General features: G+C 71.9%; 30 protein-coding genes. 26 read left to right on the top strand and 4 right to left on the bottom strand.

The window, feature by feature from the left end:
* Positions 1-2,247: a [protein-PII] uridylyltransferase gene (locus WMR31_RS13785; protein WP_340539427.1), complete on the top strand. Its 2,247-nt coding sequence runs from the start codon at positions 1-3 to the stop codon at positions 2,245-2,247.
* An 11-nt stretch (positions 2,248-2,258) separates the two neighbouring features.
* On the opposite strand, the gene WMR31_RS13780 is transcribed toward WMR31_RS13785, so the two are convergent.
* Positions 2,259-2,588, bottom strand: a complete 330-nt coding sequence (locus tag WMR31_RS13780) for a hypothetical protein (RefSeq protein ID WP_340539426.1) — start codon at positions 2,586-2,588, stop codon at positions 2,259-2,261.
* Between the two features lie 90 nt (positions 2,589-2,678).
* Between WMR31_RS13780 and ffh the strand changes: the two genes are divergently transcribed.
* From ffh to WMR31_RS13765, 3 genes are all read left to right on the top strand, one after another.
* Complete coding sequence (gene ffh / locus WMR31_RS13775; protein ID WP_340539425.1) at positions 2,679-4,250, top strand: signal recognition particle protein; 1,572 nt, start codon at positions 2,679-2,681, stop codon at positions 4,248-4,250.
* Between the two features lie 82 nt (positions 4,251-4,332).
* Positions 4,333-4,626: a hypothetical protein gene (locus WMR31_RS13770; RefSeq protein ID WP_340539424.1), complete on the top strand. Its 294-nt coding sequence runs from the start codon at positions 4,333-4,335 to the stop codon at positions 4,624-4,626.
* Between the two features lie 145 nt (positions 4,627-4,771).
* The gene (locus WMR31_RS13765) at positions 4,772-5,125 is read left to right on the top strand and encodes a hypothetical protein (RefSeq protein ID WP_340539423.1); all 354 of its coding nucleotides are present in this window, start codon (positions 4,772-4,774) and stop codon (positions 5,123-5,125) included.
* Positions 5,126-5,186: 61 nt separating this feature from the next.
* On the opposite strand, the gene WMR31_RS13760 is transcribed toward WMR31_RS13765, so the two are convergent.
* Positions 5,187-6,029, bottom strand: coding sequence for a GH25 family lysozyme (locus WMR31_RS13760; RefSeq protein WP_340539422.1), 843 nt, complete (start codon positions 6,027-6,029; stop codon positions 5,187-5,189).
* A gap of 62 nt (positions 6,030-6,091) precedes the next feature.
* On the opposite strand from WMR31_RS13760, the gene WMR31_RS13755 reads away from it, so the two are divergent.
* Entirely contained in the window at positions 6,092-6,472 is a 381-nt protein-coding gene (locus tag WMR31_RS13755) for an NYN domain-containing protein (RefSeq protein WP_340539421.1), read from the top strand.
* Positions 6,473-6,636: 164 nt separating this feature from the next.
* Positions 6,637-7,716 (top strand): amidohydrolase family protein, encoded by a 1,080-nt coding sequence (locus WMR31_RS13750; protein ID WP_340539420.1) that lies wholly within the window; start codon positions 6,637-6,639, stop codon positions 7,714-7,716.
* A 5-nt stretch (positions 7,717-7,721) separates the two neighbouring features.
* Here WMR31_RS13750 and WMR31_RS13745 read toward each other — a convergent pair whose 3' ends face one another.
* Positions 7,722-8,597 carry a VanW family protein gene (locus tag WMR31_RS13745; RefSeq protein ID WP_340539419.1) on the bottom strand — a complete coding sequence of 292 codons (876 nt, stop codon included), beginning with the start codon at positions 8,595-8,597 and terminating at the stop codon, positions 7,722-7,724.
* A 226-nt stretch (positions 8,598-8,823) separates the two neighbouring features.
* Here WMR31_RS13745 and rpsP point away from each other — a divergent pair, with 226 nt between their 5' ends.
* The 14 genes from rpsP to WMR31_RS13675 all read left to right on the top strand — a co-directional run bounded on the left by rpsP (position 8,824) and on the right by WMR31_RS13675 (position 20,445).
* Positions 8,824-9,378, top strand: a complete 555-nt coding sequence (gene rpsP, locus WMR31_RS13740; protein WP_340539418.1) for a 30S ribosomal protein S16 — start codon at positions 8,824-8,826, stop codon at positions 9,376-9,378.
* On the top strand, positions 9,378-9,620 hold the full coding sequence (locus WMR31_RS13735; RefSeq protein WP_340539417.1) for an RNA-binding protein: 243 nt from the start codon (positions 9,378-9,380) through the stop codon (positions 9,618-9,620). The genes rpsP and WMR31_RS13735 overlap by 1 nt, the downstream gene beginning before the upstream one ends.
* 152 nt (positions 9,621-9,772) lie before the next feature.
* On the top strand, positions 9,773-10,312 hold the full coding sequence (gene rimM, locus WMR31_RS13730; RefSeq protein WP_340539416.1) for a ribosome maturation factor RimM: 540 nt from the start codon (positions 9,773-9,775) through the stop codon (positions 10,310-10,312).
* 10 nt (positions 10,313-10,322) lie between these two features.
* On the top strand, positions 10,323-11,486 hold the full coding sequence (gene trmD / locus WMR31_RS13725; protein WP_340539415.1) for a tRNA (guanosine(37)-N1)-methyltransferase TrmD: 1,164 nt from the start codon (positions 10,323-10,325) through the stop codon (positions 11,484-11,486).
* 185 nt (positions 11,487-11,671) lie between these two features.
* Positions 11,672-12,022 (top strand): 50S ribosomal protein L19, encoded by a 351-nt coding sequence (gene rplS, locus WMR31_RS13720; protein WP_340539414.1) that lies wholly within the window; start codon positions 11,672-11,674, stop codon positions 12,020-12,022.
* A gap of 34 nt (positions 12,023-12,056) precedes the next feature.
* Positions 12,057-12,824, top strand: a complete 768-nt coding sequence (gene lepB / locus WMR31_RS13715) for a signal peptidase I (protein ID WP_340539413.1) — start codon at positions 12,057-12,059, stop codon at positions 12,822-12,824.
* Positions 12,825-12,834: 10 nt separating this feature from the next.
* Positions 12,835-13,539, top strand: a complete 705-nt coding sequence (locus WMR31_RS13710; protein ID WP_340539412.1) for a ribonuclease HII — start codon at positions 12,835-12,837, stop codon at positions 13,537-13,539.
* The gene (locus tag WMR31_RS13705; RefSeq protein WP_340539411.1) at positions 13,536-13,844 is read left to right on the top strand and encodes a DUF2469 domain-containing protein; all 309 of its coding nucleotides are present in this window, start codon (positions 13,536-13,538) and stop codon (positions 13,842-13,844) included. The genes WMR31_RS13710 and WMR31_RS13705 overlap by 4 nt, the downstream gene beginning before the upstream one ends.
* Positions 13,845-13,981: 137 nt before the next feature.
* Entirely contained in the window at positions 13,982-14,503 is a 522-nt protein-coding gene (locus WMR31_RS13700) for a TadE/TadG family type IV pilus assembly protein (protein WP_340539410.1), read from the top strand.
* 1 nt (position 14,504) lies between these two features.
* Positions 14,505-16,187 carry a pilus assembly protein TadG-related protein gene (locus WMR31_RS13695; protein WP_340539409.1) on the top strand — a complete coding sequence of 561 codons (1,683 nt, stop codon included), beginning with the start codon at positions 14,505-14,507 and terminating at the stop codon, positions 16,185-16,187.
* A gap of 107 nt (positions 16,188-16,294) precedes the next feature.
* Complete coding sequence (locus WMR31_RS13690) at positions 16,295-16,678, top strand: YraN family protein (RefSeq protein ID WP_340539408.1); 384 nt, start codon at positions 16,295-16,297, stop codon at positions 16,676-16,678.
* Positions 16,678-18,288 carry a YifB family Mg chelatase-like AAA ATPase gene (locus WMR31_RS13685; protein WP_340539407.1) on the top strand — a complete coding sequence of 537 codons (1,611 nt, stop codon included), beginning with the start codon at positions 16,678-16,680 and terminating at the stop codon, positions 18,286-18,288. The genes WMR31_RS13690 and WMR31_RS13685 overlap by 1 nt, the downstream gene beginning before the upstream one ends.
* Entirely contained in the window at positions 18,285-19,463 is a 1,179-nt protein-coding gene (gene dprA / locus WMR31_RS13680) for a DNA-processing protein DprA (protein ID WP_340539406.1), read from the top strand. Before WMR31_RS13685 ends, dprA begins: the two co-directional genes overlap by 4 nt.
* Before the next feature lie 28 nt (positions 19,464-19,491).
* Positions 19,492-20,445 (top strand): tyrosine recombinase XerC, encoded by a 954-nt coding sequence (locus WMR31_RS13675; RefSeq protein ID WP_340539405.1) that lies wholly within the window; start codon positions 19,492-19,494, stop codon positions 20,443-20,445.
* Positions 20,446-20,501: 56 nt separating this feature from the next.
* Here the strand turns inward: WMR31_RS13675 and WMR31_RS13670 are convergent, their stop codons facing one another.
* Positions 20,502-21,185, bottom strand: coding sequence for a murein hydrolase activator EnvC family protein (locus tag WMR31_RS13670; protein ID WP_340539404.1), 684 nt, complete (start codon positions 21,183-21,185; stop codon positions 20,502-20,504).
* A gap of 432 nt (positions 21,186-21,617) precedes the next feature.
* On the opposite strand from WMR31_RS13670, the gene rpsB reads away from it, so the two are divergent.
* The 6 genes from rpsB to WMR31_RS13640 all read left to right on the top strand — a co-directional run bounded on the left by rpsB (position 21,618) and on the right by WMR31_RS13640 (position 26,575).
* Positions 21,618-22,628 carry a 30S ribosomal protein S2 gene (gene rpsB / locus WMR31_RS13665; RefSeq protein ID WP_340539403.1) on the top strand — a complete coding sequence of 337 codons (1,011 nt, stop codon included), beginning with the start codon at positions 21,618-21,620 and terminating at the stop codon, positions 22,626-22,628.
* A gap of 64 nt (positions 22,629-22,692) precedes the next feature.
* Positions 22,693-23,502: a translation elongation factor Ts gene (gene tsf / locus WMR31_RS13660; protein ID WP_340539402.1), complete on the top strand. Its 810-nt coding sequence runs from the start codon at positions 22,693-22,695 to the stop codon at positions 23,500-23,502.
* Between the two features lie 277 nt (positions 23,503-23,779).
* The gene (gene pyrH / locus WMR31_RS13655; protein ID WP_340539401.1) at positions 23,780-24,493 is read left to right on the top strand and encodes a UMP kinase; all 714 of its coding nucleotides are present in this window, start codon (positions 23,780-23,782) and stop codon (positions 24,491-24,493) included.
* A gap of 65 nt (positions 24,494-24,558) precedes the next feature.
* Positions 24,559-25,113 (top strand): ribosome recycling factor, encoded by a 555-nt coding sequence (frr, locus tag WMR31_RS13650; protein WP_340539541.1) that lies wholly within the window; start codon positions 24,559-24,561, stop codon positions 25,111-25,113.
* Between the two features lie 21 nt (positions 25,114-25,134).
* A complete protein-coding gene (locus tag WMR31_RS13645) occupies positions 25,135-26,013 on the top strand; it encodes a phosphatidate cytidylyltransferase (protein ID WP_340539400.1) in 879 nt (292 codons plus the stop codon).
* Between the two features lie 79 nt (positions 26,014-26,092).
* On the top strand, positions 26,093-26,575 hold the full coding sequence (locus tag WMR31_RS13640; protein WP_340539399.1) for a hypothetical protein: 483 nt from the start codon (positions 26,093-26,095) through the stop codon (positions 26,573-26,575).

Here is a 26,575-nt window from a genome sequence, read left to right as displayed (position 1 = left end):
GTGACCGCCGCCGACCGCGCCGCCCGGACCGAGGCCGCCGACGCGCTGTGCGCGGCCGCCTACGAGAAGTGCGCCGGGCCCGACTCGGGAGTGGCTCTGGTGGCGGTCGGCGGCTACGGCCGCGGCGAGCTCGCGCCGTACTCCGACCTCGACGTCGTGCTCGTCCACGACGTCGGGGTCGGGCTCGCGACGCTGGCCGAGGAGGTCTGGTACCCGATCTGGGACGCCGGCGCGCGTCTGGACCATGCGGTCCGCTCGCTGCCCGAGATGGTCGAGGCCGCCGCGGCCGACCACCGGGTCGCCTCCGGCCTGCTGGACGCCCGGCACCTGGCCGGCGACCCAGCTCTCACGCTGCGGCTGCGCACCACCATGCTCGCCGAATGGCGGCGCGGAGCCCGCGAGCGACTCCCGGAGAGCCGGCGCGCGATGCGCGAGCGGCACGGGGTGATCGGGGAGCTGGCCCACCGGTCGGTCCCCGACCTCAAGGAGGCGGCCGGCGGGCTCCGCGATGCCACCGCCCTGCGCGGGGTGGTGGCGACCTGGCTGGTCGACGTGCCGCACACCGATCTCGAGCGGGCGCGGCAGGTGCTGCTCGACGTGCGTGACGTCGTCCACGAGGTCGCCGGGCGAGCCACCGACCGGATCGCCCCGGAGACCTGGGAACCGCTCGGCGAGGCGCTCGGGCTCGGGGTGGGGGAGGTCGCCGCCACGGCCGCACAGCGCCGGGTCCGCGAGGCCGGACGGCTGATCACCCACCTGAACCGGCTCGCGTGGCGTCGCATCGACGGCGTCCTGGCGCGCCCGGCGTCCGGGCGCGCCCGTCGTCCGCTGCTCGAGTCGCTGGCCCCGGGCGTGGCGCTGTCCGGTGGCGAGGTGGTGCTCGACCGGCGGGCCGACCCGGCCGCCGACCCGCTGCTGCTGCTGCGCGCCGCCGCGGCGGCCGCCGAGCGGGGCGTCGCGCTGGCGCCGTCCACCGCGGCCCGGCTGGTCCGCGACGGCGCTGCGCTGCCCGACCCCTGGCCCGAGGAGGCCCGTCGTCTCCTCGTGCGCCTCCTGGCCGCGGGGCCGGGCCTGCTGGAGGTGTGGGAGACGCTGGAGGAGACCGGCGCGCTGCGGCGCATCCTGCCGGAGTGGGAGCGGGTCCGCCTGCTGCCGCACGCCTCTGCGATCCATCGGTTCACCGTCGATCGCCATCTGGTCGAGACCTGCATCGAGGCTGCCGCGCTGATCCGTACGGTGGGGCGCCCCGACGTCCTGCTCGTCGCCGCGCTGCTGCACGACATCGGCAAGGGCGGTCTCCTCGAGCACAGCGTCGCCGGCGAGCCGATCGCCCGCGCGGCCGCCACCCGGATGGGCTTCGACGCCGAGGGCGTGGACCTGGTCGCCTTCCTGGTGCGCCGGCACCTGCTCCTCGCCTCGGTCGCCACGACACGCGACCCGGACGACCCCGCGACCGTCGACCTGATCACCGAGCACGTCCCCCCGGCCGTGCCGGCACGCGAGGCGCTCGCCCTGCTCCTCGCCCTCACCGAGGCCGACGCGCGCGCCACCGCCCCTCAGGCGTGGACGTCGTGGCGGGCCGGTCTGGTGCGCACTCTCGCCGCTCGGGCCGGCGCCGTCATGTCGGGGGACCCGCCGCCGTACCCCGACCCCCGAGACCTCCGGGCGGTGCCCGTCGACCCGGACCGTGACTCCGTCGCGGTCGCGGTCGAGCCCGGCGAGGACGGCACCCGGGTCACCGTCACCGCCGCCGACCAGGTGGGCCTGCTCGCCGACCTGGCCGCGACGTTCGCGCTGCTCCGGATGCCGATCCGGTCGGCCCGCGTGTGGACCCACGGGCACTGGTGCAGCTCGACCTGGGAGCTGGCAGCCGACCCGCTGGTCCCGGTCGACGCGGCGCTCGTGCGGCGGCGCTACGCCGCGGTCCGGGCAGGCCGGGTTGACCCCGGGGCCCGCTTCGGCGGCCTGCGCCCGGCCGGCGAGCCCGAGCCCGGCGTCGTCGTCCGGCCCGAGGCCAGTCGACGCTCCACCGTCCTGGAGGTGCGCGCGGCCGATCGGCCCGGCGTCGTCCACCTGGTCTGCGCGGCGCTGGCGCGACTCGACGTCACGATCGCCTCGGCCCACGTGGAGACACTCGGGCCGCAGGCGGTCGACGTGTTCTACCTGCGCGAGAACGCCGCCGGTGCGCTCTCGGAGACCCGCGCGGCCGAGGCGGCGCACGCCGTCCGGGAGGCGCTGGGCGGCTGAGGTGGCCGGGCTCACTCGGCCGAGCCGGCGTCCTCAGGGGTCTCGGGGTCGGGCTCGGAGCCCGGAGCGGGAGAGGGCTTACGGATGCGCACAGTGCCCGAGCCCAGGTCGACCCGCACCGGCAGGTCCTCGTCGTTCGGGGCCGGAAGCGCCTCGCCCTCGTGCTCCTTGGAGTCGAGGTCGTCGCGAGCACGGGCCCGGCCGGGATCGAAGACGTCGAAGCCGCCCAACGCGTTCCCGCCGCTGCTCGTCGGGCCGGCCGAGCCGAGCGAGCGATGGCCGAACCACACCGCGAGGACGACCAGGGCGAGGCCGCCGACGATGGCGAGGAACACGGTCACGTCCTCAACCTAAGGCAAGCGCAGTTAGTCTGGTGTCTTGACGTGTGCTCCGCCGGAGCCGCCGCCTAGAGCCACTGCCTGAGGACTTCTGTGTTCGCCACTCTCTCCGACCGTCTCGCCAGCACCTTCAAGAACCTGCGCGGCAAGGGACGGCTCTCCGAGGCCGACATCGACGCCACCGCGCGCGAGATCCGCATCGCGCTGCTCGAGGCCGACGTCGCACTGCCGGTGGTCAAGGAGTTCGTGGCCGCCGTCAAGGAGCGCGCCCGCGAGGAGGACGTCAGCGCCGCCCTCAACCCGGCCCAGCAGGTCATCAAGATCGTCCACGACGAGCTCGTCACGATCCTCGGCGGCGAGGAGCGCCGGCTGCGGTTCGCCAAGTCCGGCCCGACCGTCATCATGCTCGCCGGTCTCCAGGGCGCCGGTAAGACCACCCTCGCCGCCAAGCTCGCGCTCTGGCTCAAGGAGCAGGGCAAGACCCCGATGCTGGTCGCCTGCGACCTCCAGCGACCCAACGCCGTCAACCAGCTCCAGGTCAACGGCGAGCGGGTCGGCGTCCCCGTGTTCGCCCCCGAGCCCGGCAACGGCACCGGCGACCCCGTCACCGTGGCCCGCGCCTCGATCGAGGAGGCCAAGCGCAAGCTGCACGACGTCGTGATCGTCGACACCGCCGGTCGCCTCGGCGTCGACGCCGAGCTGATGCAGCAGGCCTCCGACATCCGCGACGCCGTGCAGCCCGACGAGGTGCTCTTCGTCGTCGACGCGATGATCGGCCAGGACGCCGTCACCACCGCGCAGGCCTTCCTCGAGGGCGTCGGCTACGACGGCGTCGTCCTCACCAAGCTCGACGGCGACGCGCGCGGTGGTGCCGCGCTCTCCATCCGCCAGGTCACCGGACGCCCGGTCATGTTCGCCTCCTCGGGGGAGAAGATGACCGACTTCGACATCTTCTACCCCGACCGGATGGCCTCGCGCATCCTGGACATGGGCGACATCCTCACCCTGATCGAGCAGGCCGAGAAGGCCTTCGACCAGGAGGAGGCCATGAAGGCGGCCGCCAAGCTGAGCGGCCAGGGCGGCGAGTTCACCCTCGACGACTTCCTCGCCCAGATGCAGCAGGTCCGCAAGCTGGGCTCGATGTCGAAGATCCTCGGCATGCTGCCCGGCATGGGCCAGATGCGCGAGCAGCTGGAGAACTTCGACGACCGCGAGATCGACCGGATCCAGGCGATCATCCAGTCGATGACGCCGGCCGAGCGGAACAACCCGAAGATGATCGACGGCTCCCGCCGGGCCCGGATCGCCAAGGGCTCGGGCCGCCAGGTCTCCGACGTCAACCAGCTCGTCGACCGCTTCTTCGAGGCGCGCAAGATGATGCAGCAGATGGCCCGCGGTGGCGGGATGCCCGGGATGCCGGGCATGCCCGGGATGCCCGGCATGGGCGGCGGCAAGCGCGGCAAGTCCAAGCAGCAGCCGAAGAAGGGCAAGGGCCGCCGCGTCTCCGGCAACCCCGCCAAGGCCGCGCAGGAGGCGGCCGCGGCCAAGGAGCGCGCCGAGGCAGCCAAGGGCAACGCCTTCGGCGTCCCGAACGAGGAGATCGACTACGAGGCCGCCGCGGCCAACCTCAACCTGCCCAAGGACTTCTCCAAGTTCTTGAAGTGAGGCTGGCCTCGCCGCGATTCGGTCATCCACAGGCCACCGGTCTGGTCGCGCGCATCTTGGTGGACTGATGGAGAATCGAGGCATGGACGACTTCCAGGCGCTCATCTCTTCGCTCGGCGAGAGCGTCGTGACCTACGTCGGGAAGGACCGACTGCAGAGTCTGTACGTGTTCGGTGATCCAGGCGACATGGCTGCGGCGATCGAGCTGGGTCTCGCGGAGAACACGTGGGAGTTCCAGCAGCACGCGATCGACAAGCTGATCGAGATCCGCGAGATGTTCCTCGACGAGGTATCGATCTCCTATCGGTTCGTCACACCCGACAGCTCGTCCGCCGAGGCGACAGCGGCTCGCCAGCCTGACTTCAGCATGGTCTGATCCGCGTCGCCCCATGCCCGACACTCCACTGCGTGAGGCCGAGCACCTGGGACGTTCGGCTCGGCACCGACGCATCGGTGACTTGCTTGCCGATGCTGGTGACGAATGGGCCGCGGTGCCGTGGTTCTACAGCGCCTACCACCTGGTGAAGGCAGCGCTGTTGGTCGATCCGATCTGGAGCGATCTGCGCGCACTCCAGGCGATCAGTGCCGATCTGATCCCGGACGACCGGTTCACCAGTCGTCATCATGGTCGGCGTCGTCGCACCGGGCATGCGAAGGAGTGGGGTATCAACGAGCTTGTCCTCAAGTCGTATCGGCCCGCGGCCGGTTCCTACGAGCGGCTTCATCAAGGAAGCATCGACGTGAGATACGGCGCCGGACTGCGAGCCGGTGCGCTGTCGGCGTTGCGTGCCTCGGTGGACGAGATCCACGCAATGCACGCGGACGGCGAACTCGCAGCGCCGATCTTGCGGCCGGCGCGGGACGAGGAGTCCTGAACTTCGGGGCGCGGGTGGGCTGTGGCGCACCAACGCAGCCGACCGGTGTATCGCACGGCCGTCACGGGAGCTCTCTGATCAGGTTCAGGTCGGCCGGGCCGTCGATCCCGTCGATGCTGGCGTCGTCGGCACGCTGCCAGATCCACCAGGCGCGGTCCGGTGGCGTGTCGCCGAGCCGGCGCACCCACTGACGACGTTGGAGCTCGTCGGCGAAGCGGTACTCCTCCTCGAAGTCGGGGTACTCATAGACCACCACCCTCGAGCCCGTGGCTTCTTCGACGTCGTCGAGGAAGGTCCGCACCTGCACGAGCAGGTCGTCGCGGCCCGGCGGCGTCGAGCACTGCCCCTGGATCTCGAGGTCGACCGCGGGCGGCATCGTCGCGGGCCCGGCATCGGCGCCGGCCTCGCGGAGCACCTCGACGAAGTGGTCGGCCTGCGCGGCGCCGGGGGAGCAGAGGCTGAAGTAGTGGTAGCCCCCCACGCGGAGGCCGGCCTCGCGGGCGCCCTCGGCGTTCTCGGCGAACCGCGGGTCGGCGAACGTGCTGCCCTCGCTGGCCTTGAGATAGGCGAAGGCGATGTCGTCACGCGCCACTCGGGGCCAGTCGATGTCGCCTTGGTGGTGCGAGGCGTCGACGCCTCGCACCCACGCCTCGCGCGGTGGTGGGCGCAGTGGTGGGGTTGTCGTGGGGGTGGTCGGATCCGGCGTCGGCGTCGGTGTCGGCGTAAGCGATGTGGGCGTGGGCGACGTGGGCAGGGGCTCGGTGGTCGACGGCGTCGCCGGTGCCGCCGAGCTGCTGTTGCTCGTCGCGGTGTCGACGGACCCGGGCTCGTCGTCACCGCAGGCGGTCAGCGCGAGCAGCAGCACCGTCGTCGTCAGGACGTGCCGCGTCCTCGCCCGAGTCATGGGGCCCAGGATGGCAGGAGCGGCGACGCATCGAAGGCCTGGTCTCGCGTTAGGTTGGCGCCATGCCAGCATCGAGCACGGTCCTGATCGTCGACGGAGCGAACGTCGTGGGCTCGCGCCCCGACGGCTGGTGGAAGGACCGCGCCGGCGCCGCGCAGCGGCTCCACGAGCGACTCATGACCGCCGACCTGCCGCAGGACCTCGTGGTGCTCGTGCTGGAGGGGGCGGCCAAGCCGGGCGTGCGGGCCGGCCGCGACGGGCACGTGCTCACCGTCCACGCCAAGGGCAGCGGCGACGACACCATCGTCGCGGAGGCCAAGTCGGCCGCCGAGCGCGGCGACCGGGTCACCGTCGTCACCGCCGACCGGATCCTGATGGGCCGGGTCGAGCACTACGGCGCGTCGGTCATGACGCCCTCGTGGCTGCTCGGCGAGATCGACTGAACCTGGGAGTCGGCGAGCGAACCGGCATGTTACTGACCGTTGTTACCTCTGACCTGCGCTTGCAAGAGCAGGTCAGAGGTAACAACGGTCAGTAACAAGCCACCGCCCGGAGCAGCGCCCGTCGGGTCGGACCACCGGCGGCCGGGGTCCTCTAGGGTCGAGCCATGACGGCTCCACGCTTCCGCGGAACGGTGCTGCCCGACGGCGAGGCACGCGATGTGTACGTGATCGAGGGGCGGATCACCTACGAGCCGCAGACCGGCGCCGAGACGGTCGCGCAGGGCTGGATCGTGCCTGGCCTGGTCGATGCGCACAACCACCTCGGCCTGGAGGACCACGGCGCGGTCGACGACGCCGAGACCGAGCAGCAGGCGATCGCCGACCGCGACAGCGGTGCGCTCCTGCTGCGCGACTGCGGCTCGCCGGCCGACACCCGATGGGTCCACGAGCGCGACGACTTGCCCCGGCTCATCCGGGCCGGCCGGCACGTCGCGCGCACCCGCCGTTACATCCGCAACTACGCCCACGAGGTCGAGCCGGACGAACTCGTCGAGACCGTCGCGGGGGAGGCCCGAGCCGGCGACGGCTGGGTGAAGCTGGTCGGCGACTGGATCTCGCGCGACACCGGCGACCTGGCGCCGTCGTTCCCGGCGGAGGACTTCGCCGCGGCGATCGCGGCGGCCCACGAGAACGGCGCCAAGGTGACCGCCCACTGCTTCGGCACCGACGTGCTCAGCGGCCTCCTGGACGCCGGCATCGACTGCCTCGAGCACGGCACCGGCCTGAGCGAGGACCACCTCGAGCAGATGGTCGCCGGCGACGTCGCACTGGTCCCGACGGTCCTCCAGACCGCCAAGTTCCCCGAGTTCGCCGACGCCGGCCGCGCGAAGTTCCCCGACTACGCAGCGACGATGGAGGACCTCTACCGACGCCGCCGCGACGTGCTCCTCGCCGCGCACGAGGCCGGCGTCGCGCTCTACGTCGGCACCGACGGCGGCGGCTCGGGTCGCCACGGCGCCCTGTCGGAGGAGATCCGGGCCATGATCGACTTCGGCCTGCCGGCCGCCGACGTCGTCGCCGCGGCGTCGTGGAAGGGGCGTGAGTGGCTCGGCTGGAACGCCGGCCTCGACGAGGGCGACCCGGCCGACTTCGTGGTCTTCGACGCCGACCCGCGCGAGGACCTCACGACCCTGACCCGCCCGGCGTGCGTGGTGCTGCGCGGCGCCGTCGTCGCCTCCCGGTAGGTCACTCAGAGGGGAAGACGCCGCACCAGGCTCTCGTCGGGCACGTACTTCACCAGGGCACAGTTCTTCTTGACGCACTCGTCGGCGAGTGTGGTCCCGGTGCGCTTGTCGACGGTGGTGCGCCAGATCTCGTTGCAGCGGTAGACGTCCTCGCCGACCGCCACGAACTCCTCGGCGCGGGCCTCGACGTGGTAGCTGGTCGCGATCGGCCCGTCGGCGCGGAGCTCGCCGCGCAGATGGTGCTCGCCCACCCAGGTGCGCAGCTGGAAGGTGTGCTCGGTGTCGTTGCGGAACACCAGGTCGACGTAGTTGTAGACGATCGAGCAGCCCACGCCCCAGGGCAGCACGCGGCCCTTGTCGGGGAAGGGGTCGAAGGAGTGCTCGCTGCGCTCGACCACCGTCAGCGGCGAGTGCAGCACCATCCAGTGCAGCAGGTTGGCCAGCTGACAGATCCCGCCGCCGACCCCGGCGACCGCCTCGCCGTTCGAGAGGCGCATGCCCTCGACGTAGCCGCGACGCCGGGTGCAGTTCCCGACCACCTTGTTGAAGCTGAACGTTTCTCCGGGACCGATCAGGACGCCGTCGGTGCGCGCCGCGGCGAGGCGCAGATTCACCACCTTGTTGCGCTGCAGGACCATCTCCTCCTCCGACAGCTCGCGCATCAGCAGCGATCCGTGCTTGAAGGCGCGCTGGGGCAGGCTCTCGACCGAGCGAGCACGTGCCCACCGGTTCGACGACGTCAGCCATTGCAGGTGCCTGCGGACGCGGTGCGCCCGCACCGCCCACGGGAAGAGCCAGCGGTAGCGCTGGCTGAGACGCAGCCGCCGCGGGATCTGTGCGCCGGCGCGGGTGGCGGGGGAGACGGCGTCGAGGGTGGTCATGGCGTTGAGATGATCGGCGAGCCCGGTTGGTTGCCGCGCCGAGGCGCTCGATCCGACGCAGATTCGTAAGCCACCGCCTCGTCTGGCAGACTTCGGCGTTGAGTCCCGCGTGCCCGGACCCTCTCTCCGGCGCGTCGTGGCCCCTCGGAGGCTCCGACCTGGTGTTCCCCACCCGTGTCCGGTGCCTTCACCCCGCACACCACATCCTTGAGGAGACACCACAACCGTGGCCGTCAAGATCCGTTTGAAGCGCCTGGGCAAGGTCCGGGTGCCGCAGTACCGCATCGTCGTCGTCGACTCGCGCAAGAAGCGCGACGGCAAGGTCATCGAGGAGATCGGCCTGTACCACCCGAAGGAGGACCCCAGCTACATCAGCGTGGTCTCCGACCGGGCGCAGTACTGGCTCGGCGTGGGGGCGCAGCCCTCCGACGCCGTCGAGAAGATCCTCAAGATCACCGGCGACTGGCAGACCTACAAGGGCATCGCCGGCACCGAGGGCACCCTGAAGACCGCCGAGCCGAAGCCGAGCAAGCAGGACCTCTTCAACGAGGCCCTCAAGGAGGCCGGCGGCGAGTCCGGTGGCGCCGCGGTGACCAAGAAGTCCGCCTCGAAGAAGTCCGAGAAGGCCGACGAGAAGGCTGCCGAGGCCGACAAGAAGGCTGAGAAGGCCGAGGAGAAGGCCGAGAAGGCCGACGAGAAGGCTGCCGACGCCGAGGAGAAGGCCGAGAAGGCGGACGACAAGGCCGCTGAGGCCGACGCGTCCGCGGAGTCGGACAGCTGATGCTGGCCGACGCGCTCGAGCACCTGGTGCGCGGCGTCGTCGACAACCCCGACGACGTCACCGTCCGCGACAAGCAGCTGCGTCGCGGGTCGATCCTCGAGGTCCGGGTCAACCCCGACGACCTCGGCAAGGTGATCGGCCGAGGCGGGCGCACGGCGTCCGCGTTCCGCACCGTGATCTCGGCCCTCGCCGGCCGCGACGGCGCGAAGATCGACTTCGTCGACGTCGACCGCCGCCGCTGACGTACCACCCACGCTGACCCGTCCGCCATAGCTGACGGGTCAGCGTCGATTTCACGCCGACCCGTCCGCTATAGCTGACGGGTCAGCGAAAATGGGTGACGGGCAACGCCGCAGGAGTCACAAGTACCGCACGAGTCACAGGAGTCGCCAGCGTGGAGAGCATCGAGGTCGTGGTCGGCCGGATCGGCAAGCCCCACGGCATCCGCGGCGAGGTGACCGTCGACGTCCGCAGCGACGAGCCCGAACGGCGGTTCGCCGACGGCTCGGTGCTGCGGGCACAGGCGCCGCGCGGGTCGGCGTTCGCGCACCCCACGCTCACCGTGGCCCGGACCCGCTGGCACCAGCAGGTGCTGCTGGTGGCCTTCGAGGAGATCCCCGACCGCAACGCCGCCGAGACCGCGCGCGGCGTCGTGCTGCACGCGAGCGTCGACGCCGACGAGGTGCCCGAGGACCCCGAGGAGTTCTACGACCACCAACTGGTCGGGCTCGCGGTCCACGACCTCGACGGCACCGTCATCGGCGAGGTCACCGGCGTCGTCCACGGCGCCCAGGACCTGCTGGCCGTCAAGGCCACCGACGGCCGCGCCACGCTGGTGCCGTTCGTCGCCGTCCTGGTGCCCGAGGTCGACGTCGCCGGCGGGCGCGTCGTGGTCGCCGACCGCCCCGGGCTCGTCAGCCCCCTCCCGGACTGAGGACGGGCCCGTGCGCCTGGACTACCTCACCATCTTCCCCGACTGGTTCGCCCCGCTCACGCTCTCGCTGCCGGGCAAGGCGATCGAGTCCGGACTCCTCGACGTCGCCGTCCACGACCTGCGCGAGTGGACCCACGACCGGCACCGCACCGTCGACGACACCCCCTACGGGGGCGGCGCCGGCATGGTGATGAAGCCCGAGCCGTGGGGCGAGGCCCTCGACGCCGTGGTGCGGCCCGGCGCCACGCTCGTCGTCCCGAGCCCGTCCGGCCGGCCGTTCACCCAGGCGCTGGCCCGCGACCTGGCCACCCGCGACCAGCTGGTCTTCGCCTGCGGTCGCTACGAGGGCATCGACCAGCGCGTCCTCGACCACGCCGCTGCTCGCGCCGAGGTCGCCGAGGTGATCGAGGTCAGCCTCGGCGACTACGTGCTCAACGGGGGAGAGGTGGCCGCGCTGGCGATCACCGAGGCCGTCGTCCGGCTGCTGCCCGGCTTCATGGGCAACGCGGAGTCCCTGGTGGAGGAGTCCCACGAGGACGGCCTGCTGGAGTACCCCGTCTACACCAAGCCCGCCTCCTGGCGTGGCCTCGACGTCCCCGACGTGCTCCGGTCGGGCGACCACGGCCGGATCGCCGCCTGGCGCCACGAGCAGCAGCGCACCCGGACGGCGGCGCGCCGACCCGATCTGCTGCACCCGAGTGCCGTGGCGGGGGAGTGGCCGATCGTGCGCGCCACCCGCGGCGACGCCGCGGAGCTCTACACCCTGCAACTGGCCTGCTGGGTCACCGAGGCGCTCGTCAACGACGACCTCGGCATCCCGACGCTCCACGAGACCCTCGACGACGTCGTCGCCACCATCGAGTCCTGGGACACCTACGTCGTGCGCGTCGCCGGCCGACTGGTCGGCTCGGTCCGCGGCCGGCTCGACGACGGGGCGTGGGACATCGGTCGCCTGATGATCGCCCCCGACCTGCGCGGTCGCGGCTACGGGCGAGTCCTCCTGGAGTTCATCGAGCAGGCCGCGCCGGCCGGGGCGACGTCGTACCGCCTGCTCACCGGAAAGCACAGCACCGCGAACCTGCGGATGTATCGCAAGGCGGGCTATCGCGTGCGCGAGGTGCTGGACGGCCGCTCCGGTCCTGCGGTCCTCGTCAAGCCGATTTCCTCCACCTGACCGCGCTGTGGCAAACTCGAGCCTCGGTCCGACCGGCCGAAGGTCCGCTCCGAGGAACGCACGGGGGGACTGCGTCGGGCGCCTGCCACAGGGGACGCCTCACGCCGCCGGCCACCAGGTCGCGACTCGACACCTGAACATCCATCCGTTCCGCGGCTGACCTGTGGCACTCGCGAGGAGACACCATGAGCAACGTCATTGCCGAGCTCGGCAACGTCCACAAGCGCGACGACGTCCCCGACTTCCGCGCCGGCGACACGATCAAGGTCCACGTCAAGGTCGTCGAGGGCAACCGCTCCCGCGTCCAGATCTTCCAGGGCGTCGTGATCCGCATCCACGGCTCGGGCATCGGCCGGACCTTCACCGTCCGCAAGGTCTCCTTCGGCGTCGGCGTCGAGCGGACCTTCCCGCTCAACTCCCCGATCTTCGACCAGATCGAGGTCGTCACCCGCGGTGACGTGCGCCGCGCCAAGCTCTACTACCTGCGCAACCTGCGCGGCAAGGCCGCCAAGATCAAGGAGCGCCGCGAGAGCTGAGTGCGCCCGCACCACAGCCTCCTACACTTCCGGTGTGACCACCGACGAGAGCGCCCCGTCCCCCGCGGACGGGGCGTCCGTCGTTCCCGGACGACGTCGTCCACGGCAGCGCCCGCGGCGTCCGCTGTGGCAGGAGGCCGCCTTCCTGCTGGTCCTCGCGATGGTGCTCGCCCTGGTCGTGAAGTCGTTCTTCCTCCAGGCGTTCTACATCCCGTCGGCCTCGATGGAGCCGGGCCTGGTCAAGGACGACCGGATCCTGGTGCAGAAGGTGTCCTACTGGTTCGGCGGCAGCCCGCAGCGCGGCGACGTGATCGTCTTCGAGGATCCCGGCGGCTGGCTCGACGACTTCGAGGAGTCCACCAACCCGGTCCAGGGCGCCCTGGCGAAGGTGGGGCTCTATCCGGAGGGCGGGCACCTGGTGAAGCGGGTCGTCGGCATCGCCGGCGACACCATCGAGTGCTGCGACGACCAGGGCCGGATCCTGGTCAACGGCCAGCCGCTCGACGAGGACTACCTCGAGCTCACCTCGGCGGCCTCGGACTGCAACGGGCCGATGGTCGGGTGCGAGTGGAGCGCCGGGCCGGTGCCGGAAGGGTCGGTGTTCGTGATGGGCGACCACCGCGACGACTCCGCCGACTCCACCATGCACATGTGCCTGCCCGACGCCGTCGACTGCGCCAAGGACCCCTACGTCGACCTCGGGCTCGTCGTGGGCAAGGTGTTCGCGGTGGCCTGGCCGCCGAGCCGGGCGACCTTCCTGCACCGTCCCGACAGCTTCGCCGACGTCCCCGACCCTCAGTGAGGCCGGTGCGATGAGCTCGCTGCCCCGCGGCCTGACCGTCCGCCGCGACGCCGGGATCTACGGCTTCGAACGCGCCCTGCGCCGCCACGGCGTCGGTCTGGTCGCCGGCGTCGACGAGGCCGGTCGAGGCGCCTGCGCCGGCCCGCTGGTGGCCGGCGCGGCGATCCTGCCCGCGGGCAAGGCCGGGATCGTGCCCGGACTGGCCGACTCCAAGCTGCTCACCGCCGCGGCGCGTGAGCGCTGCTACGCCCAGATCGTGCGTCGGGCCCTCGCCTGGGCGGTGGTCGTCATCGAGCCGGGGGAGTGCGACCGGCTCGGCATGCACGTCGCGAACGTCGAGGCCCTGCGCCGCGCGGTCGCGCTCCTCGACGTCCGGCCCGACTACGTGCTCAGCGACGGCTTCCCCGTCGACGGCCTCGGCGTCCCGGGCCTGGCGGTGTGGAAGGGCGACAAGGTGGCCGCGTGCGTGGCGGCGGCGTCGGTGCTGGCGAAGGTGACGCGCGACCGGATCATGGTCGACCTGCACCACGAGTACCCCGCCTACGACTTCGCCACCCACAAGGGCTACATCACCGAGGACCACAGCGCCGCGCTGCGAGAGCACGGACCCTCGGAGGTGCACCGGATGCGCTTCGTCAACGTCCGGCGGGCCGCCGGGATCGAACCACCAGACGTCGGAGGAACCACCAGCGAAGCTCTAGAGTCTGAGGCATGAGCGCTGAGGACCTCGAGAAGTACGAGACCGAACAGGAGCTCACCCTCTACCGCGAGTACCGCGACGTGGTGGGCATCTTCAAGTACGTCGTCGAGACCGATCGCCGCTTCTACCTGTGCAACCAGGTCGACGTGAAGGCCCGCACCGAGGCCGACGACGTCTTCTTCGAGGTGTCGATGTCGGATGCCTGGGTGTGGGACATGTACCGGCCGGCGCGGTTCGCCAAGAACGTCAAGGTGCTCACCTTCAAGGACGTCAACGTCGAGGAGCTCGTCCAGCCCGACGTCGACCCACCCAAGCGCTGAGCGATCGCCCGCCGATCCGGCACGGGTCTGCGTGTGCGCGGGATCTCGTCGTTGAGGCGGTCGAAACGCGCCGGAGGTCGTATCCTGACGCCCAGTCAGTGGCCGTGCGGCCGCGTGTGGGCACGAGGTGGGGAGCAATGGTCGTAGGCGGACTGCGCCGCGCCCTGACCCGGCGTGCCCAGGACACGACCCCGACCTTCCGTCGCGAGGACCGCGGAGCGGCGGCGGTCGAGTTCGCCATCGTCGTCATCCCCCTGCTGTATCTCGTCTTCGGCATCATCAACTACGGCTACATGCTCGCCTTCCGGCAGTCGGTCAGCCAGGCCGCCGCCGAGGGGGCGCGCGCCGCCGCCGTCGCCCCGGCCGGCCTGCCCGAGGCCGATCTGCGCCAACGCGCCGCCGAGGCCGTCGACGGTGCCCTGGAGAGCTACGACGTCAGCTGCGAGGTGACGTCCGGGCTGCTGATGCACGGCGACGAGGAGTCCGGCACCTGCCAGATCACCGGCCCCGTCACCTGCTCCGGATCGACCACCGGCGCCCAGTGCATGCGCGTAGAGCTCGACTACACCTACGCCGACGACCCCCTGCTGCCCGACGTCGGCTACGGCATCGTGCTGCCCGACCACCTGAAGTTCGCCTCCGAAGTGCAGGTGAGCTGAGGTGCGCCACCTCCTCACCCGGGGACGGTGCGCACCACGGCCCGCCGAGTCGGCAGAGGAGCGGGGTGCGATCGCACTGCTCGCGGCCGCACTGATCGTGGTGATCCTCGGCATCGCCGCCATCACCGTCGACGCCGGCATGCAGCGCGTCGGCCGGCGCGACATGCAGGCGATCGCCGACATCGTATCTCTCGACCTGGCCCGGCTGGTCAACGGCCGCACCGCTCAGGAGATCCGCAGCGGCACACCAGGCTTCGCGCCGCTCGAGTCCGCCCGCGACGCGAGCGTGGAGCGCAACTCGGCCGACGTCGTCGGGGAGGACCTCGAGGTGCGTGCCTACCTCGTCAAGCTGGACGACGCCGGTGAGTTCGAGCGGGACGCCGACGGCGCGCCGTTGCAGGTGGGCGCGCTGGATCGACCCGACGCCGTGGTCGTCGTCGCCGACGCCTCGGTCGGGTTCGGCTTCGCGCCGATCTTCGGCATCAGCGAGGGCGGAGTGGCGCGCGAGTCGGTCGGCGCCAACGGCGAGTCCGCCTGCCTGCGCATCGGGACTCTCGCCCTGGGCCTGGCCCGGGAGACCGGCTCGGTCGACGCGGTCCTGAGCGAGGCGCTGGGCACCGACCGGCTCGACTTCCACGTGCTCGTCGGCGCCGAGGTCGCCCTTCGCGATCTCGATCGAGGACTCGATGAGCTGGCCCCGGGCGGCGCCGCCGACCTCGCCACCGTCCCGCTCGACAGTCTGGTCGTCGCGCTCCGAGGCGCGCTGCCCGCCACGTCCCCGGCCCGCGACCTCCTCGATGAGCTCGCGAACGAGCTCGCGCCCGACGTCGCCGCGGCGCGCATCGACGTCGCGGCACTGCTCGGGCTCAGCCAGGGCGCCGGGTCCACGAGCACCCTCCGCGTCGACGTGCTCGACCTGCTCGCCGGCGCCGCCTTCGCCGTCCACGGCACCGACCCGATCGCCGTGCCGGGTCTCGACCTCGCGTTCCCCGCAGCCAGCGGCCTTCCCGACCTCACCGACGTCGAGGCGACGTTGTCGGTGGGGCAGCGCACTCAGGTCGGGTGCAGCCCCGGTACCGCGACCGCCGAGTCCTCCCGGGTGCGACTGGAGGTGACCGGGGGGCTCGACGTCCGGGTGCCGGAGACCGACCCGGTCGCGCGGGTGCGGGGCCCGGTCCGCCTGAGCCTCACCCTCGCCGACGTCGTGGCCGGGCTGCAGGCCGTCACCTGCGACGAGCGCGGCCTACCGCGGACCATGAGCGTCTCGGTCGACGAGGCCGCGCCCGCGCGGGTCGATGCGGATCTGAGCGGACTGCGCGTCGTCGAGCTGGGCGACGGCGGCGCCACGACTCCCCTCGAGGGCCTGATCGTCTCCGCCGCACAGCGGGTGACCGAGCACGACTTCCTCCTCGACCTGCCTCGGGCCTACGCGCTCGGCGCGGTGGTCGCCGCGTCGCCGAACCGCTCGCTCCCGGAGGTCACCGCCGCCGACCTGGACGCTCTCGGGATCGACCTCGCCGCGGTGGAGGGCCCGGTGCTGCGCGGAGCGCTGAACCCGCTGGTCCGGGCGCTCGACGGTCTCGCCTTCGAGCAGGTCGCTCCGGCGCTCGGGCTCCGGGTCTCCGGAGTGACCCTGACGGCGGTGCGGACGCCGTCGTGCGCCGGGCCGTCCCTGGTCGGCTGACCGGCCGCTATCCACAGGCCGCGCCTCCTGCCAGTTATGCACAGGCCGTAGCTCACCTCGATCTCGCAGGCCCGGGTTGGCCCACGCTGACCCGAGGAGGTCGGCAGATGACGACAGGTGATGTGACCGGGCGCGACACCCGGCGCCAGGCGCTCGGTGCCTACGGCGAGCGGGTGGCCGAGCGATACCTGAGCGCGCAGGGGATGGTGCCGCTCGATGCGAACTGGCGCTGTCGCGAGGGCGAGATCGACCTGGTGCTGCGGGAGGGATCGGTGCTGGTCGTCTGTGAGGTGAAGACGCGCAGCAGCACCGCACACGGCACCCCGCATGAGGCGATCACCGACACCAAGCGCGATCGGCTGCGACGGCTCGGCGTGCTCTGGGCGCGAAGCCACCAGGTGGACCCGCCGGAGATGCGGGTCGACCTCGTCGCGATCCTCCGACCCCGTCGCGGCCCCGCGGTGGTCGAGCACGTCCGGGGTGTCGGCTGATGCCCTTCGCCACGACCCATACCGTCGCCCTGCACGGTGCGCTGGGTCACCTCATCGACGTCCAGGCCGACGTCTCGCCCGGCCAGGCGGGCCTGGTGATGGGCGGCCGGCTGGACCTGTCGCTGCGCGAGGCCGGCGATCGGTGCCGGATGGCGATCCTCAACAGCGAGCTCGAGTGGCCGGCCACCAAGCGGATCACGCTGCTCCTCTCCCCGGCCGACCTGCACAAGCGCGGGCCGCACTTCGACCTCGCGATCGCCGTGGCCGTGCTGGCCGCGGACGGCCGCATCCCGGCGGCGGCGCTGGCCGGCGTCGCCTTCATCGGTGAGCTGACGCTCGACGGACGGCTGCGCTCGGTCCCCGGCGTGCTGCCGATGGTGCTCGCCGCGGCGGACCGCGGCGTCCGTCATGTCTTCGTGCCCGAGCCGCAGGCGCGGGAGGCCGCCATGGTGCCCTCGATGACCGTGCTCGGCATGCGTTCGCTGCTGCAGGTCGTCGCCGAGCTGCGTGGCGAGGAGGTGCCGGCCGCCCCGCCGGTCGCCGCGATGTCGGGCACCCGGCTGCTGTCGTGGCGCGGCGACGACCGCCTCGACGAGGTCGACCTGGCCGACCTGCGCGGCATGACCGACGCCCGCTTCGCGATCGAGGTCGCCGCGGCCGGCGGGCACGCCCTGCACCTGTCCGGCCCCAAGGGCTCGGGCAAGACCAGCATCGCCGAGCGGATCCCCACGATCCTGCCCGACCTCGGCGCCGAGGAGGCACTGGAGCTCACCGCGGTGCACTCGCTCGCCGGCGCCCTCGAACCGGGCGACGAGCTGATCACCCGGCCGCCGTTCTCGGCGCCGCATCACGATGCGAGCAAGGTGAGCATCGTGGGCGGCGGCACCGGCCAGGTGCGCCCGGGCGAGATCAGCCGTGCCCACGCCGGGGTGCTCCTTCTCGACGAGTGGCCGCTCTTCCGCGCCGACATCATCGATGCCCTGCGTCAGCCCCTCGAGAGCGGCGAGATCACGATCGCCCGCACCGACGAGTCGGCCACGCTGCCGGCGCGCACCCTCGTCGTCCTGGCCTGCAATCCGTGCCCGTGCGGCGACTACGCCGAGGACCGCGGCAAGAACCGGTGCACCTGCCGGCCGGTCGAGCTGCGCGACTACCGCCGCAAGATGAGAGCCCCGATCGCCGACCGCATCGACATCTCCCGCTACGTCGGCCCCCTCCAGCCACACGACCACGACCGGTTCTCGCACTGTGAGTCCTCCGCCGAGGTCCGGCTGCGGGTCACGGCGGCGCGCCAGCGGCAGGCCGAGCGCTATGCCGAGTGTGGCTGGCGGCTGAACGGTCAGGTCCCCGGTCCTGTGCTGCGCGAGCGCTGGCCGCTGCCGGCCGCCGCACAGCGGCTGATCGACGACCGGCTCTATGCCGGCAAGCTGAGTAGCCGCGGCGCGGTCCGGGTGCATCGCCTGGCCTGGACGGTCGCCGACCTGGGTGCGGTCGGCCAGGCCGACCCGGCTGTCGACAGCACGCCGGGCGTGGCCGAGGTCGACGTCGCGCTCCGGCTCCGCGCAGGCGAGCCGCTGCTGGTCTCCACTCTCGAACGGCGCGCGGGATGAGTGCGCACCAGATGGGTTCGGGCCAGATGGGTTCGGGCCGGATCGCAGGGGAGCGGGAGCGGCTTGCTCGGGTCGCACTCAACCGGCTCGGTGAGCCCGGCGAGGTCAAGCTCACCTCGCTTGCGGCCGAGCTCGGTGCCGTCCGGCTGCACGACCTGCTCCTCGGGGAGGTCGACCCCCAGGGACTTCGTACCGACCTCGGCGCCCGACTCGCCGCGCTCGACCCGGAGCGCGAGCTCGAGCAGGCGGCACGGCTCGGGCTGCGCTTCGTGATCCCCGGAGACGCCGAGTGGCCAGATCAGCTCGGTGATCTCGCGGCCGCCGGCGCGCTGCACGACCGCGGTGGCGTCCCGGTCGGGCTGTGGGTGAAGGGGCCCTTGCGGCTCGACGAGCTGGCCGACGCCGTCGCTGTGGTCGGCTCACGGGCCGCCACCCAGTACGGCGCCGACGTCGCCCGCGAGATCGGCGCGGTGGTCGCCCGCTCCGGGCGCCCGATCGTGTCGGGCGGCGCCTTCGGGATCGACATCGCTGCTCACCGCGGCGCGCTGAGCGCGGATCGTCCGACCGTCGCGGTGCTCGCCTGCGGTGCCGACCGGGTCTATCCCCAGGCACACCGCGAGATCCTCGAGCACCTCGGGCGCACCGGCGCGGTGGTGTCGGAGGCCGCGCCGGGGTGCGCACCGCAGCGGGTGCGCTTCCTCGCGCGCAACCGCCTCATCGCCGCGCTCTCCCGCGGGACGGTGGTCGTCGAGGCCGCCCGCCGCAGCGGCGCGCTCAACACGGCCAACTGGGCCGGCCGGCTGCACCGGGTGCTGATGGGAGTGCCCGGTCCGGTCACCAGTGCCGGGTCGGCCGGCGTGCACGAGCAGATTCACACCGGCGCGATGGCCCTGGTGACCGGTGGCGCCGACGTCCTCGAGCTGGTCGGTGCTGTCGGGGAATGCCTCCGAGCCGAGGTGAGCGCTCCCCCCGACGCGAGGGACCGGCTCACCACTCGCCAGCGACAGGTGCTCGATGCGGTGCCGGTCGGGCGCGCCGCCGGCGCCGACTCGATCGCCCGGGTCGCCGGTCTCGGACTCCTCGAGGTGCGCTCGGCTCTCACGCGGCTACGCGACGCCGGTCTGGTCGAGGCCGCTGGCGCCGGTTGGCGGCTCACCGCGCTGGCTCGCGCCTGATCGGGGTCGCGGTGCCTACGATCGCTGCGTGAGTGAGGCCGACCCGACATCCGACGAGACGACACAGGCGCTGCCGGAGTCGTTGGCGCGGGTCCTCGGCGACTACGAGCGCCACCTCACCTTGGAGCGCGACCTCACCCCGCACACGGTGCGTGCCTATCTGGGCGACCTGGCGGGCATGCTCGAGCACGCCTCGCGGCTCGGCTGCGACGACGTCGCCCACCTCGACCTTCGTACCCTGCGCAGCTGGCTGGCCAAGCAGCAGAGCATGGGACGCTCCCGCACGACGCTGGCCCGGCGCGCGACCGCGGTCCGGGTGTTCACCGCCTGGCTGGCCCGCACCGGCCGCGCGCCGACCGACGTCGGGTCGAGCCTCGGCTCTCCCAAGCCGCACCGCACCCTGCCGTCGGTGCTGCGCGCCGACGAGGCCGGCGACCTGATCGCCGCCGCGGTCGAGGCCGCCGACGACGGCAGCCCGGTCGGGCTGCGCGACGTCGCCATGCTCGAGCTGCTCTACGCCACCGGGATCCGGGTCGGTGAGCTCGTCGGCCTCGACGTCGACGACGTCGATCGCGACCGGAACGTGATCCGGGTGCTCGGCAAGGGCCGCAAGGAGCGCACGGTGCCGTTCGGCCATCCAGCAGCCCACGCTTTGGACGCCTGGGTCCGCCGGGGCCGGCCGGCGCTGATGGCCGACGGCGCCGGGGGCGCGCTCTTCCTCGGCGCCCGCGGGAGACGGATCGACCAACGCGCCGTCCGCACGCTCGTGCACCGCCGGATCGCCGACGTGCCCGGGGCGCCCGACATCGGGCCGCACGGGCTGAGGCACACCGCCGCTACCCATCTGCTCGAGGGCGGGGCCGACCTGCGCTCGGTCCAGGAGCTGCTCGGTCACGCCTCGCTGGCGACCACCCAGCGCTACACCCACGTGACCACCGACCGGCTCCGGCGGGCCTACCAGCAGGCGCACCCGCGCGCCTGAGCCGTTCGGCAGTCGTTCGACAGCCGTCCGGTGTCTCGCCGAGCGAGTCGTCGGGGTCAGTCGAACAGCCCGAGCAGGATCGTCCAGCCGACCACCGAGCCGCGCCCCGCGACCGGGCCCGGAGGCACGCGGGCCACCGGTGCGTCGCGCCACAGTGGGAGCAGCCGGATCGGGCCGAGCCCCACGAGGCGCAGCGGATCGAGGTAGGTGGAGGCTCCCTGGATCCAGCCCCAATGCAGGCAGGCGGCCGGGAAGCAGTGGGAGCCGGGCACCTGGAGCGTGCCGATCCGGTCGCCGGCGGCCACCGGGTCGCCGACCGAGACGGTCGCGGCGACCGGCTCGTAGGTGGTGCGGGTGCCGCCGTGGTCGACCACCACGACACCGCGCCCGGCGAGCGGTCCGGCGAACGACACCGTGCCTGGCAGCGCGGAGCGGACGGCCTGCCCGGGAGAGCCCTGCAGGTCGACCCCGCGGTGGCCGGGGCCGTAGGGCGAGTCGGGCGGATCGAACGGCGCCACGACCTCCGGCTCCGGCCGCAGGGGCCACACGCCCACCGGATCGGCCGTCGCTCTGGCCCCCGCAGCCGACGGCGGCGCCAGTGCACCGACGAGGAGCAGCGCGAGCGCCAGGGCGATCAGCGCGACCGCCGTGAGCACCCACGTCCGGCCGGGGGTGCGCGGGCCGGTGCGCCGCGGGATCCTCCGCGACACCGCGGCGTGGGTGATCGGAGAGGTGGTCATGCCTGCGACGATGGACCACGGCACCGACAGTCTGTCCCTGTTCGGCGCGGGCCTGTGGACAACTCCCGCCGTCGCCGGCCTGTGGACAACCCGACGCCGACCGGACGGGCCGGGCGCGGGGGGTCCTCTCGGGATTCGCCGCGGTATGCGCCCCTCGACTACGCTGGGCCCATCACTCCCTCGGGAGTGAAATTCGCACGCTCTCAGACCGCGACGGTCCCCGGCTCCTGTCGGGCGGCCGACCACCCGCGGGCGAGGACCCTCGGTCCTGCCGGGCCGCACCAACTCCGGCAGGTCGGATCCCGCGAGGGCGTCAGGGCCACCGGCACCCGCCGGCGGCAACGAACTGAAACCCAACCGGAGTCACCCCGGCGCGTCCTGCCGCAAGGGCGAGCACACGGCGGTGCCTCCACCACAGGAGAAGAGAACCTCATGGCAGTCGTGACCATGCGCCAGCTCCTCGAGAGCGGCGTCCACTTCGGACACCAGACCCGACGCTGGAACCCGAAGATGAAGCGCTTCATCATGACCGAGCGCAACGGCATCTACATCATCGACCTTCAGCAGTCGCTGGCCTACATCGACCGCAGCTACGCCTTCATCAAGGACACCGTGGCCAAGGGCGGCACGATCATGTTCGTCGGCACCAAGAAGCAGGCCCAGGAGGCCATCGCCGAGCAGGCGACCCGCGTCGGGATGCCGTATGTGAACCAGCGCTGGCTCGGCGGCATGCTCACCAACTTCCAGACCGTGCACCAGCGGATCAACCGGCTCAAGGAGCTCGACGAGATCGACTTCGACAACGTCGCCGGCTCCGGTCGCACCAAGAAGGAGCTCCTGCAGATGAAGCGGGAGCGCGACAAGCTCGAGAAGACCCTCGGCGGCATCCGCGAGATGGTCCGCACCCCCGCCGCGGTGTGGGTTGTCGACACCAAGAAGGAGCACCTGGCCGTCGAGGAGGCCCGCAAGCTGCGGATCCCGATCATCGGCATCCTCGACACCAACTGCGACCCCGACGAGGTCGACTTCCCGATCCCCGGCAACGACGACGCCATCCGCGCGGTCGGCCTGCTGACCCGTGTGGTCGCAGACGCCGTCGCCGAGGGCCTCATCGCCCGTTCGGGCGCGAAGTCCGGCGACGCCGCCGCGAGCGCCGAGGAGCCTCTGGCCGAGTGGGAGCGTGAGCTCCTGGGTGCCGAGACCGAGGTCGTCGTGGCCCCCGACGCCACCGCCGTGGCCGTCGAGGAGCCCACCGCCAGCCCCGACGTCGTCGCCGCCGACACCGAGGTCGTCGTGGCCCCCGACGCCACTGCCGTGGTCGTCGAGGACGCCCCCGCCGAGGCCGCCACCGAGGCGCCCCTCGAGGAGTCGGTCTCCGAGACCGTCGAGGAGACCCCGGCCGAGGTCGAGGCCACCCTCACCGAGGAGTCCACCGAGTCCTGATCGGGCTCTCCACCGCATCCGCGGCATTCCCGCGCATTCCCCGCAACCGTACGAAGGAGTACCCATGGCTTTCACCGCGGCCGACGTCAAGAAGCTCCGTGAGCTCACCGGCGCCGGGATGATGGACTGCAAGAAGGCGCTCGACGAGACCGACGGCGACTTCGACAAGGCCGTCGAGCTGCTGCGCATCAAGGGCGAGGCCAAGGCCGCCAAGCGCGGCGCCGAGCGCGAGGCCTCCGCCGGCCTCGTCGCCCACGCCCCCGGCGTCCTGATCGAGCTCAAGAGCGAGACCGACTTCGTGGCCAAGAACGCCGACTTCGTCGCTGCTGCCCAGCGCATCGCCGACGCCGCCTCGGAGGCCAAGCCCGCCGACGTCGAGGCCCTCAAGGCCGTCTCGCTCGGCGACCAGACCGTCGGCGAGCTCGTCGACTCCCTGGCCGTCGGCATCGGCGAGAAGATCGAGCTGGGCCAGTACGTCTACTTCGACGGCAACGTGGTCGCCTACATGCACAAGCGTGCCGCCGACCTGCCGCCCGCCGTCGGGGTGCTGGTCCAGTACGAGGGCGACGCCGACGCCGCCCGCACCGCTGCCATGCAGGTCGCCGCGATGCGCCCGCAGTACCTCACCCGTGACGACGTCCCCGCCGACATCGTCGCCAAGGAGCGCGAGATCGCCGAGGCGACCTCGCGCGAGGAGGGCAAGCCGGAGCAGGCGATCGCCAAGATCACCGAGGGCCGCCTCAACGGCTTCTTCAAGGAGGTCGTCCTCCTCGACCAGCCCTCGGTCACCGAGAACAAGAAGACGGTCAAGGCCGTCCTCGACGAGGCGGGCACGACCCTCACCCGGTTCGCCCGCTTCGAGGTCGGCGCCTGAGCCACAGCTCGGCCCACCTCACCCGCCAGCAGCGCCGCACCCCTACCACGGGGACGCGGCGCTGCTGCCATTTTCCACAGCCTCGACCCGCCCAGGGACGCTGACCCGTCAGCCATAGCTGACGGGTCAGCGCAAATGGGAGGGTGACCCGTCCGCTATGGCTGACGGGTCAGCGAGCCACCCGAGCAGTGCAGACCACGGGGTCGAGCGGTAGCCTCGCTCCGACTCATCAACGATCGCCCGATCAGCCTGCGATGGGCACCGACGGAAGGACCCGATGACCGGCTACAAGCGCGTGCTGCTCAAGCTCTCGGGAGAGGTGTTCGGCGGCGGCAAGGTCGGGGTCGACCCGGACGTCGTCCAGACGATCGCCCGCGAGATCGCCTCGGTCGCCAATGCCGGCGTCCAGATCGCCGTCGTGACCGGCGGCGGCAACTTCTTCCGCGGCGCAGAGCTCCAGCAGCGCGGCATCGACCGGGTCCGCGCCGACTACATGGGCATGCTCGGCATCGTCATGAACTGCCTGGCCCTCCAGGATTTCCTCGAGAAGCTGGGGGTCGAGACGCGGGTGCAGACCGCGATCACCATGGGGCAGGTCGCCGAGCCCTACATCCCGCGGCGCGCGATCCGGCACATGGAGAAGGGGCGCGTGGTCATCTTCGGCGCCGGCATGGGCATGCCGTTCTTCTCCACCGACACCGTCGCCGCGCAGCGCGCCCTGGAGATCAAGGCCGAGGTCGTGCTGATGGGCAAGAACGGCGTCGACGGCGTCTACACCGCCGACCCGAAGATCGACCCGCAGGCCACCAAGCTCGACCGCCTCACCTTCGCCGACGCGCTCCAAGACGGCATCCGGGTGGCCGACGCGACGGCGTTCGCGCTGTGCATGGAGAACCAGATGCCGATGATCGTGTTCGGGATGGAGCCGGAGGGCAACATCCTTCGCGCGGTGCAAGGTGAGAAGATCGGGACGCTCGTCAGCGTCGGCTGAGCGATCGGCCGGTCCGCCCAGCGATCGACCTAGGCAGCCGCAACCAGGGAAGCAGGACAGACGTGATCAACAGCATCCTCAACGAGGCCGACTCCAAGATGGACAAGTCGGTCGAGGCCACCCGTGAGGAGTTCGCCGCCATCCGCGCCGGCCGAGCGACCCCGGCGATGTTCAGCAAGATCCTCGTCGACTACTACGGCACCCCGACCCCGCTGCAGCAGCTCGCGTCGTTCACCGCGCCCGAGGCCCGGGTCATCATGATCCAGCCCTTCGACATCAGCGCCATGCCGAACGTCGAGAAGGCGATCCGCGACTCCGACCTCGGCGTCAACCCCGCCAACGACGGCAAGGTGCTGCGCTGCGTGTTCCCCGAGCTCACCGAGGAGCGCCGCAAAGAGTTCATCAAGCTCGCCCGCAGCAAGGCCGAGGACGGCCGCATCGCGGTGCGCAACCTGCGCCGCAACGCCAAGCAGGCGCTGGAGAAGCTCGAGAAGGACGGCGAGGTCGGCAAGGACGACGTCACCGGCGCCGAGAAGCGCCTGGACTCGGTCACCAAGAAGCACACCGACGAGATCGACGAGATGCTGAAGAACAAGGAGGCCGAGCTGCTCGAGGTCTGAGGACCTCCCGGCTCGCCCCCGATGCCCGCACCCATCTCCCAGACCCCACCGCCTGCGAAGGACCACGGCCGTGCCGGTCGCGACCTGAAGGCCGCGGTCGCCTCGGCGGTGGTGCTGCTCGGCGCCGTGGCGGCGTCGTTGGCGTTCTGGAAGCCGGCCTTCATGGTGATCGTCGCGATCGCCGTGGTCGTGGCCATCTGGGAGCTGCGCCAGGGCATGCTCGCCAAGGGCATCGACCTGCCCGAGCAGCCGCTGATGGCCGGCGGCATCGTGATGGTCGTCGTCGCCTACGTGTGGGGCACCGACGCCCTGGTCACCGCGACGGCGGTCTCGGCGCTCGCGGTGATGCTGTGGTTGCTCCACCGCGGCATCGACGGCTACGTGAAGACCGCGACCGCCTCGGTCTTCACCCTGATCTACATCCCCTTCCTCGGCTCGTTCGTCGCGCTGATGCTCGCCGAGGGCGGCCGCACCGGCGGCGGCCTGGACAACGAGGGCGTCCAGGGCATCCTCGCGTTCATCCTGGTCACGATCGCCTCCGACATCGGCGGCTACGTCGCCGGCGTGCTGTTCGGCAAGCACCCGATGGCACCGGTGATCTCCCCGAAGAAGTCGTGGGAGGGCTTCGTCGGGTCGATGGTGTTCTGCCTGGCCGCCGGCTGGGCCCTGGTGGTCTACCTCCTCGACGGCGAGTGGTGGGTCGGCCTGTGCCTCGGCCTGATCGCGGTGGTGATGGCGACCCTCGGCGACCTGTGCGAGTCGGTGATCAAGCGGGACCTCGGGATCAAGGACATGAGCCAGGTCGTGCCCGGCCACGGCGGCCTGATGGACCGGCTCGACTCGATCCTGGCCACGATCGCTCCGATCTGGCTGCTGCTCCACTATCTGGTGTTCACCTGACGCCCGGCAGATCGAACCAGCCGGGTCGAATGCGCGAGGGTGAGCCGCCAGGTAGGGGCCAGCGCCTACGATCGCGGTGATGAGCACCGACGACGGCGTCCGCCTCGAGAAGGACGTCGATCCCCCCACGCCGGCCGACGCCGGCTCCGAGCCGACCGCCGGAACTGCCGACGGACCAGTCGACCAGGCGCCCGACGAGGCGCCCGCCGAGCCCACCGACGGTGCGGTCGGGACAGCCGACGACGCGCCGCGGTTCTGGCATCGCGAGCACCCGGTGTTCACCCCGCTCGTGGGGTTCTTCACCGGCCTGGTCGCGATCCTCATCGCGCTGGCCGCGCTGGGCTGGATCCTCGACACGACGGTCGGCTACGACATCTCCGAGCACCCGTGGGTGTTCCTCGTGGCGGTCGGCGTCGTGCTCGTGGTGAATCTGGTGCTCGTGGCGCTTCCGCGCTCGCGCCGGTTCGCGCGCTACATGCTCTTCGGGGTGCTTCTCACTCCGTTGGTCATCGTCGTCTCCGCGGCGCTGACCACCTATCTGCTGCTCAAGAGCGACCGATAG

The organism is Nocardioides epinepheli (genome assembly GCF_037936805.1).
Lineage (GTDB): Bacteria > Actinomycetota > Actinomycetes > Propionibacteriales > Nocardioidaceae > Nocardioides.
Note: the sequence above shows the minus strand (reverse complement) of the source record. Positions and strands in the feature narration are given on the sequence as shown.